This window comes from Clostridium ganghwense, assembly GCF_026735165.1.
Lineage (GTDB): Bacteria > Bacillota > Clostridia > Clostridiales > Clostridiaceae > Clostridium_H > Clostridium_H ganghwense.
The window spans coordinates 737,751-752,403 of sequence record NZ_JAPQES010000001.1 but is presented as its reverse complement, the minus strand read 5'-3'; the positions used below and the strand labels follow the sequence as shown (position 1 = coordinate 752,403).

Here is a 14,653-nt window from a genome sequence, read left to right as displayed (position 1 = left end):
TAGTATACACCTTCTTTTACTACATTGTTTTATGAAAAGTTCTCTTTATTACTTCAAGCTGCTGTTGTCTAGTTAGTCTATTAAAATGAACAGCATAACCAGAAACTCTTATAGTAAGAGTTGGGTATTTATCTGGATTTTCCATAGCGTCTATTAAAGTTTGTGGACTTAATACATTTACATTTAAGTGGAAGGCACCTTGTGCAAAATATCCATCTAAAATATTTACAAGATTATCTATTTGTATAGCTTCATCTTTTCCTAGAGCATTTGGTACTATTGAGAAAGTATTTGAAACACCATCTTGGCACCATTCTCTATAAGGAATCTTAGCTACGGAATTAAGTGATGCCAGTGCACCGTTAATATCTCTTCCATGCATAGGGTTAGCGCCAGGAGCTAGAGGTTCACCTTTAAGTCTCCCATCTGGAGTAGAACCAGTTTTTTTACCGTAAACTACATTTGAAGTTATAGTTAAAGCCGATAAAGTATGTTCAGCATTTCTATAAGTTGAATGCTTTTTTAATTCTCCTGTGAATTTTTTAACTAATTCTATAGCTATATCATCAACTCTATCATCGTCATTCCCAAATTTAGGATAATCACCTTCGATTTCGAAATCTACAGCAATTCCGTTTTCATCTCTTATAGGTTTAACTTTAGCATATTTTATTGCACTTAATGAGTCTGCGGCACAAGAAAGTCCAGCTATACCGAAGGCCATAAATTTATGGACTTTAGTATCGTGAAGACACATTTGACTTGCTTCATAAGCATATTTATCATGCATATAGTGAATAGTATTCATGGTATTTACATAAAGTTCAGCTATATATTCTAGTGCTTTCCAAAGATTTTCTTTAACTTCATTATAGTTTAAAATTTCATCTTCTAGTGTTGGAATTGCAGGTATAACTTTAATTAAGCTTCCATCCTTTTCCCTTTTAACTTCATCAATACCGCTGTTTATAGCGTACAGTATTGATTTTGCAAGATTTGCACGAGCACCAAAAAATTGCATTTGCTTACCTATTTGCATTGCTGATACACAACAAGCAATCCCGTAATCATCTCCATATACAGGTCTCATAATATCATCATTTTCATATTGAATTGAGTCGGTTTTTATAGACATTTTAGCACAATACTTTTTAAAGTTACAAGGTAGTTTTTCAGACCATAATACTGTCATGTTAGGTTCAGGAGCAGGACCTAAATTAGTTAGAGTATGCAAAAATCTAAAAGATGTTTTAGTAACTAGCGGCTTTCCGTTAATTCCTATACCAGCAATTGATTCTGTTATCCAGTTAGGGTCACCTGCAAATAATTCATTATATTCAGGAGTTCTTAAATGTCTTATTGATCTTAATTTAATAACAAATTGATCAATTATTTCTTGAGCTTTTTTTTCTGTTATTAAACCGTTCTTAATGTCTCTTTCAATATATATATCTATAAAGGAAGAAGTTCTTCCAAGAGACATTGCAGCACCATTGTTTTCTTTAACACCGGCTAAGTAGCCTAAATATAAAAATTGAACAGCTTCTTGTGCATTTTTAGCAGGTTCAGAAATATCTATACCATAATTTTTAGCTAGATTTTTTATTTGCTGCATAGCTCTTATTTGTTCTGAAATTTCTTCTCGAAGTCTTATAACTTCTTCTGATGCAGCACCTTTTAAGTTCTTGAAGTCTTTTTGTTTTTGTTTTATCAAATAATCCATTCCATATAGAGCAATTCTTCTATAGTCGCCTATAATTCTTCCTCTCCCATAAGCATCAGGAAGACCTGTTAATAATCCAACATGTCTAGCTGTTTTAGTTTCTTCTGTATAAGCATCAAAAACACCTTGGTTATGTGTCTTTCTAAATTCATTAAAAGATTCTTTTAAACCGTCTTTTAATGTAAAGCCATACTCGGCTAAAGACTGTTCAACCATTCTCATACCACCATAAGGATTAACTATTCTTTTAAATGGCACATCAGTTTGAAATCCTAAAATCAGCTCGTTTTCTTTATCTAAATATCCAGGTTCAAAGTTGTCTATTCCTGAAAATTTTTCAACTTCAACATCAAGAATACCTTTTTTTATTTCTTCAACTATGAGTGAGTATGTTTTATTCCAAAGTTTTTTAGTTCTTTCTGTTGAGTTTTCTAGAAAGTTACTATCTCCTTCATATAAAGTATAATTTTTTTGGATAAAATCCCTTACATTTATATTTTCTATCCAATTACCTGAGGTAAAGCCTTCCCATTGTTTAATCATTTAAAAACCTCCTTGCACAATTTTGAAAAAACATTGTTAAAAAAATATCAGTATTATATTTAAATATTAGTTAAAATATTTTTGAATTTATATAGATATATAGATTATACGACAAATAACATAAAAAGTTAATATTATTTTGAAAAAAATATATAATTAACGATAATGTTCGAATTATATCGTAAAAATATAAAATAATGTTCGGAAAAAATAAAAATAACATATTCTGCTTAAAAATAACACATTGTTAAAAAAATAACGAATGTTGAGTTGACATATCTTTAGATATGTGTTATGATTTTAGAAATTAAAATAAATGCAAAACCCTTTAATATAGTCCGAGAGGCTAAAAAGGTGCTGGTGCAATATTACAGTATCCTTCTGTCTTTTAGCAGAAGTTTTTTTTATGCAAAATATAATATATTTATACCTTTAATTTAGTCCAGAGAGATTGAAAAGGTGGTGAAACAGTGGTGTAAAACAAGTGAAACCTTCTGCTCTCTAGCAGAAGGTTTTTTTGTGTATATATGCTATTGACATTAAAATTTCAAAATGATAACCTATGTATAAATATTAATAAAAAATGTATAAAAATTAAAAAAGAATGAATACTATATGATGAAAGATATAATATGACAAGGATTATTGTCGGGTGAATGCATGAAAGTTAAGAAAAATATATATAGATGAATGCATAAAATTACAGGATAAAAGAATGTGTTTACAATTACGAGGAGGTAATAAAAGGTGAATGCAATATTATATTTAGAAGATGGAACGGTTTTTAGAGGAAAAGGGTTTGGAAAAAAAGGAACAACTGTAGGAGAACTTGTTTTTAACACTTCAATGACAGGATATCAAGAAATAGTTACAGATCCTTCATATGCTGGACAAATTATAAATATGACTTATCCTCTTATAGGTAATTATGGAGTGAATAAGAAAGAAAATGAATCAAAAAAAATATATGCAAGAGGTCTTATAGTTAAATCAATATGTGAAAATCCATCAAACTATATGAATGAAGAAACTTTAAGCAGTATGTTAGAGAGAATGAATATAGTTGGAATATCGGGTTTGGATACAAGAAGTATAACTAAGCTAATAAGAAATAGTGGGACTATGAAATGTGTAATAACTAATGAAGACAAGACAGTTGCAGAATTAGAAGAATACATAAAAAAATCTGACAGTAAAATAAATTTTGTTGAAGAAGTAAGTACAAAGGAAATATATCATATCGAAGGTAAGGGACATAAAGTAGTTTTAATGGATTTTGGAGCAAAGGCAAATATTATAGAAAATTTAAAGAATAGAGATTGTGATATAACAGTAGTGCCATACAATACGAGTTTTGAAAAAATAATGGAAATAAACCCTGAAGGTGTAATGTTAAGTAACGGACCAGGAGATCCAAAAGATGTTCCAGAAACGGTAGAGACTGTGAAAAAAATTGTTAAGGCTAAACCTACTTTTGGAATTTGTTTAGGACACCAAATACTTTGCCTTACTTTTGGAGGAGATACTTATAAAATGAAATTTGGTCATCGTGGTGGAAATCATGGAGTATACGATATAGAAAGAGATAAAGCATATATTACATCACAAAACCATGGATATGCAGTTAGAGAAGAAAGTATTAAAGATAAAGAATTGATAGTTACACATATAAATTTAAATGATAATACAGTAGAAGGAATTAGACATAAAGTTTTACCAGTATTTTCGGTGCAATTTCATCCAGAAGGATCACCAGGACCTATAGATTCAGCCTATTTATTTGATAAATTTATTGACAGTATGAACAACGTCGTAGAAAAAAAAGCAATATAACACATCTGAAGGAGGCAAAAAAATATGGCATTAGATAAAAATTTAAAAAAAGTTATAATTTTAGGTTCAGGTCCTATAATAATTGGACAGGCGGCAGAATTTGATTATTCAGGTACACAAGCTTGTAAAGCTATAAAAGAAGAAGGTATAAAAACAATTTTAGTAAATAGTAATCCGGCTACAATAATGACGGATATGAATATGGCAGATAAAGTTTATATTGAACCTTTAAAAGTAGAAGTTATTGAAAAAATAATCGAAAAAGAAAGACCAGATGGTATACTTGCAGGGTTTGGGGGACAAACGGCTTTAAATATAGCTATGGAACTGCAAGAAAAAGGTGTGTTAAATAAATATAATGTTAAACTTTTAGGAATAAATAGTGAGGCTATAAAAAAGGCTGAAGACAGAGAAGAATTTAAAAAGTTAATGCTTGAAATAGATGAGCCTATTCCAGTGAGCACAATAGCAGTTAACATTGACCAGTGCAAAGAATTTGTAGAGAAAAATGGACTTCCTATTATAATAAGACCTGCATATACTCTTGGAGGAACTGGTGGCGGAATAGCTGAAAATATGGAAGAATATTTAGAAATATGTGATAGAGGGATAAAAATGAGTCCTATAAATCAAATTTTATTAGAACAAAGTGTAGCTGGATGGAAAGAACTTGAGTATGAGGTTATTAGAGATAAGAAGGATAACTGCATAATAGTATGTAATATGGAAAACATAGACCCAGTTGGGGTTCACACAGGTGATAGTGTTGTAGTAGCACCTTCTCAAACATTAAGAGATAGTGAATATCATATGTTGAGACGTTCAGCACTTAAAATAATAAGAAATCTAAAAATAGAAGGTGGATGCAATATACAATTTGCATTAGACCCTAAAAGCAGCAACTATATAGTTATAGAAGTAAATCCAAGAGTTAGTCGTTCAAGTGCTTTAGCATCTAAAGCAGCGGGATATCCAATTGCTAAAATTGGATCAAAGATAGCTATAGGTTACAGCTTAGATGAATTAAAGAATTATGTAACTAAAAATTCTAGTGCTTGTTTTGAACCAGCCTTAGATTATGTGGTAGTAAAAATGCCTAAATGGCCTTTTGATAAGTTTAATACAGCGGAAAGAAATTTGGGAACTCAAATGAAAGCTACTGGAGAAATTATGGCTATTGACAGAAACTTTGAAAGTGCGTTTTTAAAAGCTGTAACTTGTTTAGAAAGCAAATTAGTAGGAATTAAATTAGAAAACGGAGAAAATTTATCTAATGAGCAATTAGAAGATAAAATAAAGAAACAGGATGATGAGAGAATTTTTGCTATAGCAGAAGCACTAAGACGTGGATATTCAATGGAATGTATTCATAATATGACTAAAATTGATATGTGGTTTTTAAATGGAATAAACAATATAGTTAATGTAGAAAAAAAATTAGAAAGTAAGGTTGTAGATGATGAGTTAATCTGTAAAGCAAGCACAATGGGCTTTACAGATGAACAAATAAGTAAACTTTCTAATATTGATGTAGAACGTATAGATAGAGTTAAAAAAATAAAAAATATTTATCCAGTTTATAAAATGGTTGATACTTGTAGTGGAGAATTTGAGGCACAAACACCTTATTATTATTCATGCTATGAAAGAGAGGAAGAAAATGTAGTATCTCCACAAGAAAAGATTATGGTTATAGGTTCAGGTCCAATTAGAATAGGTCAAGGAATTGAATTTGATTATTGCTGTGTACATGGGGCGTGGGCTATTAAAAATGCAGGATATGAATCGATTATGATAAACAATAATCCTGAAACAGTAAGTACAGATTTTGATACTTCAGATAAATTATATTTTGAATCATTGTATATAGATGATGTAATGAATGTAATAAGAAAAGAAAAACCAAAAGGAGTTATACTTCAATTCGGAGGACAAACTTCTATTAATCTAGCAGAAAAACTTAATAAAAAAGGAGTTAACATATTAGGTACAAGTTTTAAATCTATAGATTTAGCAGAGGATAGAGATAAGTTTAGAAACTTGTTAGAAGATATTAATATAAAAACTCCAACAGGTCATGCAGTTACAAACATGGAGGAAGCTTATAGAGTTGTTGAAAAATTAGGATATCCTGTTATAGTAAGACCGTCCTATGTAATAGGGGGAAGAGCTATGCAGGTAGTATACGACAAGGAAGCTTTAGAAAAGTATATGAATGAAGCAGTAAACTTATCTAATGAACATACTATACTTATAGATAAATATGTTAAAGGAACTGAAATAGAAGTAGATGCTATATGTGACGGAGAGGATATACTGATACCAGGAATAATGGAACATGTTGAGAGAACAGGAGTGCATTCAGGTGATAGTATAACTGTTTATCCAACTATGACTCTTTCTAAAGAAACGATAAATAAGTTAGTGGAAAATACTAAAAAAATAGCTAAAGAATTAAATGTAATAGGACTTGTAAATATTCAATATGTATTTGATGGAAAAGATATTTATGTAATAGAAGTAAATCCAAGAGCTTCAAGAACTGTACCTATATTAAGTAAGGTTACAGGAGTGCCTATGGTTAATATTGCGGTACAGACTATGTTAGGTGTGAAATTAAAGGATTCACAATATGGAACAGGTATTTTAAAAGAAAGTGGAATGCAAGCAGTAAAAATACCAGTATTCTCAAATGAAAAGCTTGCAGATGTAGATATATATTTAGGACCTGAAATGAAATCAACAGGAGAAGTTTTAGGAATAGACTATGACTTAGATAAAGCTATATACAAAGGATTTATTGCTTCAGGAATAAAGGTTCAAACTAGTGGAGCATTATACGTATCACTTAAAGATGTAGATAAAGAAGAAGGAATAAATACAATAAAAGAATACTATGATTTAGGATTTAAAATATATAGTTCAAAGGGAACTAATGATATTTTAGAGAAAAATGATATTAATTGTGAGGAGATAGAAAAGGATGAACTATTTAAATTAATATCGAATGGTGAAATAAATTTAATAATAAATACTCCTACAAAAGGAAATAATGTTAATACTGAAGGATTTAAAATTAGAAGAAAAGCTGCTGAGTATAAAATACCTGCATTTACATGTATAGATACAGCTAAAATTTTCTTAAGAGCAATAAAGGTTCTTAATAATAATGAAAGTTTAGAGTATAGAGATTTGAATCAATATTTTTTATCTAAATAAATACACAAAAATAAATGTATATAAAAAGACCTGAAGATTTTGAATCCTTAGGTCTTTTTTTGTATAATAATATTTATAGAAAAGCAGAAAATAATAGTATATTGTTAAATGAGCAGATATGATTATTAAATATATCTACATTATATGATATGTTTTAATTTTTGTTCAATTTATAGTAGGAGGTGATAAAATGGGAAAACCAAGTATATTTAGTAAAGATTATGACGAAAAAATGAAAAAAAGAAAAAGGATAATAAAAATACTTACAATATTTGCAATATTGACTGTTATAGGCGGAGTAGTTTTGGCGAGAGGAAATGTTGCAAAGGAAATCAAGACAGGAATTGTTAAAGTTGTGAGTAAAATAAGGAATATAAATATTAATAGTGTATTTGATAATTCCAAAGACAAAGATAAGACAAAGAGTAAAACCGTGCCTCAAGAAAGCGCAACTAAGCAGCAAAAGGCTAAAATTCAAAAGAAAAAACAAGAAATAAAGAAAAATGAAATAAAGAAGGAAACACAAGTAATAAAGCTTTCAAATGGAGAAGAAATTAAACTTGTATATACTTTAAGTAATAACCAAAAACAATATATAGATTTCTTTCCCAAAACAATACAATGTAGTATAAGTCCTTCTAAAAAAAGTGTAGTTTTAATAGAAAACAATACTCAAAATATGATATTCATAGATGAAAAAGGCAACAAAAAAGATATTACAAAGGGAGAATACGTTTCAAGCAAAGGAACGGTATTTAGTAAGGCAAGCATTTTAAAAAGCAATCCAGCATACATATGGAATAGTTTACCCAAGCTTTTAGATGATGATAATATAATATATGTATCTCAGTTACCTTGGTTTAATAGAGGTAATGACAAGTTTGTTTGGAAATATACTATAAGTACTAATACTCATAAATATATAGTAGGAACAACAGGTGATGAAGTTGGAGGCAAAGAAATTCAATATGGAAAACTTTCAAAAGAGGGATTAGAAGTAATAATAGATGGAAATGTGAATATAGTTAAATAATATATAGTTTGGTAAGGGTGTGTTTAGTAAAGTGGAAATAGGTATTTCTTCGGCATGTTTTTATCCTCATGTATGCTTAGAAGATTCTATAAAGTTAATGAAAGGTTTAGGGTTTGAAAGAGGAGAGGTTTTTTTTAATTGCCCTAGTGAATTTGAAGAGGAATTTGTAAATAAGCTTATATATGAGAAGGAAAAATATGATTTTACAATAAATTCTGTTCATGCATTTTCTTCATTTTTTGAACCATATTTATTTGATAGTTATAAAAGAAGAAGGAATGATATGTTAAAATATTTTAAACAAGTGTGTATAGCAGGAAAAAGATTAGGGGCTAAATCTTATACTTTTCATGGTATGAGAAAGATTGATACTAGATTTTTTCATCCTAGTCATGTTGTAGATATATATAATGAACTTTTATATATATCTTCAGAAATAGGTATTAAGCTTGCTCAGGAAAATGTGTCTTGGTGTATGTCTTCGGATATAGATTACTTGAAGATGCTTAAAGAACAATGTAAATATCCCTTGAATTTTACATTGGATATAAAACAGGCGTATAAAGCTCTATTTTCTATCGAAGAATATATAAAGGTTATGAATGAGGATATAGTAAATCTTCATATAAATGATAGAGATTCAGAGAATCCTTGTCTTTTACCAGGAAAAGGAGAGGTGGATTATAGAAAGCTTCATTCAAGTTTAAAGGATGTGAATTATAAAGGGGCGGCTATAATAGAAGTATATAGTGATAATTATGTTAATTATGAGGAAGTTGTTAAAAGTAGAAATTTTTTGAAAAAAATTCTATAAATTCTTTTTTTTATAAAATTATATTGTAATATTAATTTTTTAGTATATAATTATAATTATGAAAAAATACTCATATATGTTTGTAAAATTTTAATAATGTATGTTATAATATATGAAGTCAAAATAAGTATTTACGGTGATTGGGAGGAAAAGTTAATGAACACTAAATTTGAAAAAATAGAAACTAATATTGTTAAACTAGAAATAACTGTAGAAAAAGAAAAGTTTAATGAAGCTTTACAAAAAGCATATAAGAAAAATGTAAAAAGATTTAATATTCCTGGATTTAGAAAAGGAAAAGCACCTATGAACGTAATTAAAAGATATTATGGAGAAGGTGTATTCTTTGAAGATGCTATAAACTATTGTTGTGAAGATACATATCCAAAAGCTGTTGAAGAACATAATTTAGCACCTGTAGATTATCCAAAAATAGACATAGTACAAATAGAATCAGGAAAAGAATTCATATACACTGCAGAAGTAACAGTTAGACCAGAAGTAACTCTTAATGAATATAAAGGATTAGAAGTTAAAAAGCCTTCATATTCTGTAAGTGATGAAGATGTTGAAAAACAATTAAAGGCTATGCAAGAAAAAAATGCAAGAATAATGAGCAAAGAAGATGGAACAGTAGAAAAAAGTGATATAGCTATAATTGATTTTGAAGGATTTATAGATGGAGCAGCTTTTGAAGGTGGAAAAGGAGAAGATTATTCACTAGAAATAGGTTCAGGTACATTTATAGATAACTTTGAAGAGCAATTAGTAGGATCAAAAGTAGGAGAAGAAAAAGAAATTAATGTAACTTTCCCAGAAAAGTATGGAAGAGATGAATTAAATGGAAAACCTGCTACTTTCAAAGTTGCTATTAAAGAAATAAAATCAAAAGAATTACCTGAATTAGATGATGAATTCACAAAAGAAGTATCAGAATTTGATACTTTAGAAGAATTAAAAGCAGATATAAGAAAGAAAGCAGAAGAAGCTAATGCAGCAAGAGAAAAAGCTGAATATCAAGAAGCTGTTATAGAAGCAGTTTGTGAAAAAGTAGAAGTGGAAATTCCACAAGTAATGATAAATAAAGAAATAGATGTTATGGTTAAAGATCTTGAAATGAGATTACAATATCAAGGATTGGATCTTGAAACATACTATCAATATACAAATAATACAGAAGCTAAAGTTAGAGAATATATGAAAGAAACTGCTGAAAAGAGAGTTAAGACTGAATTAGTTCTTGAAAAAGTAGTAAAAGTAGAAAATGTAGAAGCTACTGAGGATGAAATAAAAGCAAAAGCAACTGAAATGGCAAAACAATATGGAAGTCAAGAACCAGAAAAATTAGTTGATGCTGTAATTAAAACTCAAGGAGAATATTTGAAAACTCAAATATTAAATGAAAAAGCTGTAGAGCTTTTAGTTAGCAGTAGTAAAGAAATAGCATAATATAGACATAAAATTAATTGCCAGAAATGTTTCTGGCAATTAATTTTACAACAAATTCTTTATAAAGATGAATATCATATTAAATATAGGTGATAATCATAAAGAGAATGGAAAATATATTTTTGTTAAGGAGGAGACAAAATGAGTTTAGTACCAGTGGTAGTTGAGCAAACTAACAGAGGAGAAAGATCCTATGATATTTATTCTAGACTTTTAAAAGATAGAATAATATTTTTAGGGGAAGAAGTAAATGATGTTACAGCAAGTTTGGTAGTTGCACAATTATTATTTTTAGAAGGAGAAGATCCAGATAAAGATATATATTTATATATAAATAGTCCAGGTGGTTCAATTACAGCTGGAATGGCTATATATGATACTATGCAGTATATAAAACCAGATGTTTCTACTATATGCGTAGGTATGGCTGCTTCAATGGGAGCATTCCTTTTAACAGCAGGTGCAGAAGGAAAAAGATTTGCTCTTCCAAATAGTGAAATAATGATACACCAACCTCTTGGAGGATTCCAAGGTCAAGCAACAGATATTGATATCCATGCTAAAAGAATATTAAGAATAAAAGATAAATTAAATACAATACTAAGTGAAAGAACAGGAAAACCTTTAGAACAAATAAAAAGAGATGTTGAAAGAGATAATTTTATGGAAGCGCATGAAGCTAAAGAGTATGGATTAATCGATGATGTTGTAACGAGAAAGAAATAAACCTTAGTGAGGTGTGAAAATGTCTAAATACGATGATAAGAAACAATTGAAGTGTTCGTTTTGTGGAAAGAGCCAGGAACAGGTAAGAAGATTAATTGCTGGTCCTGGAGTATATATATGTGATGAATGTATTGACTTATGTTCTGAAATAATAACTGACGAATTTGAGGAAAATACTGAAGTAGATATAAGTTCACTTCCAAAACCATATGAGATAAAAAATTATTTAGAACAATATGTAATAGGTCAAGATGCTGCAAAAAAATCTTTAGCAGTTGCAGTATATAATCACTATAAAAGAATAAATTCTTCAATAGATGTTGATGATGTAGAGCTTCAAAAGAGTAATATACTTCTTTTAGGTCCAACTGGTTCAGGAAAAACTCTACTTGCACAAACATTAGCTAAACTTCTAAATGTACCTTTTGCGATTGCTGATGCAACTACATTAACAGAAGCAGGGTATGTTGGAGAAGATGTAGAAAATATACTTTTAAAATTAATCCAAAATGCAGATTATGACATAGAAAAGGCTGAAAGAGGAATAATATATATTGATGAAATAGATAAGATTGCTAGAAAATCTGAAAATCCATCTATAACAAGAGATGTTTCTGGTGAGGGAGTTCAACAAGCATTATTAAAAATACTTGAAGGTACTGTAGCCTCTGTTCCACCTCAAGGGGGAAGAAAACATCCTCATCAAGAATTTATACAAATAAATACTTCAAACATATTATTTATTTGTGGTGGTGCTTTTGATGGTGTAGATAAAATTATTGAAAAAAGAACTAGAAAAAGCACATTAGGATTTGGTTCTGAAATACAATCTAAAAAAGAAAAAGATATTGGTCAACTTTTGAAAAATATAGTTCCAGAAGATTTGTTGAAATTTGGATTAATACCTGAATTTGTAGGTAGATTACCTATAGTGGTAACACTTGAATCATTAGACAATGAAGCACTTGTAAAGATTTTAAAGGAACCTAAAAATGCACTTGTAAAACAATATCAAAAATTATTATTAATGGATAATGTAGAATTAGAATTTAAAGAAGAGGCATTAAAATCTATTGCAGATGAAGCCATTGAAAGAAAAACAGGTGCTAGAGGTCTTAGATCTATCATTGAAGATGTTATGAAAGAGATAATGTTTGATATACCTTCAAAAGAGGAGATTTTAAAAGTTATTATAAATGAAGAAACTATTAAAACAAAACAGCCAGAACTTGTTTTGACTGATGGTGAAGCAAGACCAGTGATAGCTGGACAAAAACGTAAAAGAACAAAAAGAGGAAGCGAAACAGCTTAAAAACACCCTGATGGGTGTTTTTTCAGTTTGAATATATAAAAAAGTACGAGTTTCCTGTAAGTAAAATATCTACTATGGTATATGGTTAAATTTTAAAATAGAGAATATATTATACTTAATTGCACAAAATATAAAAAGAGAATGTGTAACTTTCTACTTTGTTATAAAAGAGGAGGAGATTAAAATGACTACAAGCTCTGTATTAAGTTTAGTAAGTTTAATTGTTACTGTTATTATGGGTATGTATTTTTTTAATGCTCTTAAAGGTCAAACAGGAAATAAAACGGTGGTAAATAAAGAAAGTAAGAAAGAAATGGAAAAGTTAAGAAAAATGCAAAGCTTAAAGTTAACGGAGCCTCTAACAGAAAAAAGTAGACCTACTAACTTCAAGGAAGTGATAGGTCAGGAGAAAGGGATAAAGGCATTACAGGCAGCTATATGTGGACCAAATCCTCAGCATATAATAATATATGGCCCTCCTGGAGTAGGAAAAACAGCAGCAGCTAGACTTGTGTTGGAGGATGCAAAAAAAAGAAATACTTCTCCATTTAGTGAAAAGTCTAAGTTCGTAGAAATTGATGCAACTACAGTAAGATTCGATGATAGAGGAATAGCAGACCCATTAATTGGTTCTGTACACGATCCTATATATCAAGGAGCAGGACCACTTGGGACGGCTGGAATACCTCAGCCTAAACCAGGAGCAGTTACTAAAGCCCATGGAGGAATATTATTTATTGATGAGATTGGAGAATTACATCCAATAGAGATGAACAAACTTTTAAAGGTTATGGAAGATAGAAAAGTTTTTTTAGATAGTGCATATTACAATTCTGAAGACCCTAATATGCCAACCTACATAAAAGAAGTTTTTGATAAAGGTTTGCCAGCAGATTTTAGATTAATAGGAGCTACAACAAGAAACCCAGAAGAAATATGTCCTGCAATTAGATCAAGATGTGTAGAAATATTTTTCAGAGCATTGCTTCAAGAAGAAATAGAGGAAATAGCAGAAAATGCTGTTGACAAAGTTGGGTTTAAGATAGAAGAAAAGGCTAAAAAATTAGTAGGTAAATATGCAAGTAATGGAAGGGAAGCAGTTAGTTTAATTCAACTTTCATCAGGAATAGCTTTAAATGACGATAGAGATATAATAGAAGTAAATGATGTAGAATGGGTAATAGAAAATGGTCAGTACTCTCCAAGACCAGAAAAAAATATTCCCAAAGAGCCTCAAGTAGGTTATGTGAATGGGCTTGCTGTGTATGGAGCAAATATGGGTACAATTATGGAAATTGAAGCTACTGCTATAAAAGTAGATTCAAGAAAAGGAAAGTTAACAATTACAGGGATAGTTGAAGAAGAAGAAATAAATAGTTCAAATAAAAAACTTATACGCAAAAGTACAGCAAAAGGGTCTGTTGAAAATGTGTTAGCTGTATTACAAAAGGTATTTAATAAAGATTGTAATGAATATGATATACATATTAATTTTCCAGGAGGTATGCCTGTAGATGGGCCATCTGCTGGTATAAGTATGGTTACAGGAGTTTATAGTGCTATATTGGGAATACCAATAGATAATAAAGTTGCTATGACAGGAGAAATTTCACTGCATGGTAAAGTTAAACCTATTGGAGGTGTGAATGCTAAAATTTCAGCTGCAAAAAAAGCAGGAGCAAAAACTATAATTATTCCTAAAGAAAATTGGCAAGATGTTTTTGAAAATGAAAAAGATGTTAACATTATACCTGTAACTGATATAAAAGAAGTAATAAAAATAGCTTTGATAAATGATAATAAAGAAGAAACTATTTTAGATGTTAATTCAAGTGTAGATATACTTAGTGCTGAATCTGTCTAAAAATAAGCCCCTTTATCAACTAAATGATGAAGGGGTTTAAATGTGAAACTAATTGAAAAAAAATCAGTTTATAGGTATAATAGCATAGTATAAAATATTTTAAGACATAATATACCATAAGAATAATAAAGTTAATT

General features: G+C 29.5%; 9 protein-coding genes. 8 read left to right on the top strand and 1 reads right to left on the bottom strand.

The annotated features are described in order from the left end of the window. Window positions 1-19: 19 nt before the first annotated feature. Window positions 20-2,266 (bottom strand): formate C-acetyltransferase, encoded by a 2,247-nt coding sequence (gene pflB, locus OXH55_RS03305; RefSeq protein ID WP_268048046.1) that lies wholly within the window; start codon window positions 2,264-2,266, stop codon window positions 20-22. 747 nt (window positions 2,267-3,013) lie between these two features. Between pflB and carA the strand changes: the two genes are divergently transcribed. The 8 genes from carA (at window position 3,014) to lonB (ending at window position 14,516) form a co-directional block, all read left to right on the top strand. After that, window positions 3,014-4,099, top strand: coding sequence for a glutamine-hydrolyzing carbamoyl-phosphate synthase small subunit (gene carA, locus OXH55_RS03300; RefSeq protein ID WP_268048045.1), 1,086 nt, complete (start codon window positions 3,014-3,016; stop codon window positions 4,097-4,099). Between the two features lie 24 nt (window positions 4,100-4,123). Next, window positions 4,124-7,318 carry a carbamoyl-phosphate synthase (glutamine-hydrolyzing) large subunit gene (gene carB, locus OXH55_RS03295; RefSeq protein WP_268048044.1) on the top strand — a complete coding sequence of 1,065 codons (3,195 nt, stop codon included), beginning with the start codon at window positions 4,124-4,126 and terminating at the stop codon, window positions 7,316-7,318. A gap of 190 nt (window positions 7,319-7,508) precedes the next feature. Continuing rightward, on the top strand, window positions 7,509-8,351 hold the full coding sequence (locus OXH55_RS03290) for a hypothetical protein (protein WP_268048043.1): 843 nt from the start codon (window positions 7,509-7,511) through the stop codon (window positions 8,349-8,351). A gap of 31 nt (window positions 8,352-8,382) precedes the next feature. Beyond that, window positions 8,383-9,165 carry a sugar phosphate isomerase/epimerase family protein gene (locus tag OXH55_RS03285; protein WP_268049013.1) on the top strand — a complete coding sequence of 261 codons (783 nt, stop codon included), beginning with the start codon at window positions 8,383-8,385 and terminating at the stop codon, window positions 9,163-9,165. A gap of 156 nt (window positions 9,166-9,321) precedes the next feature. Next, window positions 9,322-10,614, top strand: a complete 1,293-nt coding sequence (gene tig, locus OXH55_RS03280) for a trigger factor (protein WP_268048042.1) — start codon at window positions 9,322-9,324, stop codon at window positions 10,612-10,614. A gap of 141 nt (window positions 10,615-10,755) precedes the next feature. Beyond that, window positions 10,756-11,340 (top strand): ATP-dependent Clp endopeptidase proteolytic subunit ClpP, encoded by a 585-nt coding sequence (gene clpP, locus OXH55_RS03275; RefSeq protein WP_268048041.1) that lies wholly within the window; start codon window positions 10,756-10,758, stop codon window positions 11,338-11,340. Window positions 11,341-11,359: 19 nt separating this feature from the next. After that, window positions 11,360-12,652, top strand: coding sequence for an ATP-dependent Clp protease ATP-binding subunit ClpX (gene clpX / locus OXH55_RS03270; RefSeq protein WP_268048040.1), 1,293 nt, complete (start codon window positions 11,360-11,362; stop codon window positions 12,650-12,652). A gap of 184 nt (window positions 12,653-12,836) precedes the next feature. Next, window positions 12,837-14,516 (top strand): ATP-dependent protease LonB, encoded by a 1,680-nt coding sequence (gene lonB, locus OXH55_RS03265; RefSeq protein WP_268048039.1) that lies wholly within the window; start codon window positions 12,837-12,839, stop codon window positions 14,514-14,516. The last annotated feature ends 137 nt before the right edge of the window (window positions 14,517-14,653 follow it).

Bases quoted from the DNA above. Each gene is read 5' to 3' on its own strand.
- pflB (WP_268048046.1), bottom strand. From the start codon at position 2,266: ATGATTAAACAATGGGAAGGCTTTACCTCAGGTAATTGGATAGAAAAT.
- carB (WP_268048044.1), top strand. From the start codon at position 4,124: ATGGCATTAGATAAAAATTTAAAAAAAGTTATAATTTTAGGTTCAGGT.
- OXH55_RS03290 (WP_268048043.1), top strand. From the start codon at position 7,509: ATGGGAAAACCAAGTATATTTAGTAAAGATTATGACGAAAAAATGAAA.
- tig (WP_268048042.1), top strand. From the start codon at position 9,322: ATGAACACTAAATTTGAAAAAATAGAAACTAATATTGTTAAACTAGAA.
- clpP (WP_268048041.1), top strand. From the start codon at position 10,756: ATGAGTTTAGTACCAGTGGTAGTTGAGCAAACTAACAGAGGAGAAAGA.
- clpX (WP_268048040.1), top strand. From the start codon at position 11,360: ATGTCTAAATACGATGATAAGAAACAATTGAAGTGTTCGTTTTGTGGA.
- lonB (WP_268048039.1), top strand. From the start codon at position 12,837: ATGACTACAAGCTCTGTATTAAGTTTAGTAAGTTTAATTGTTACTGTT.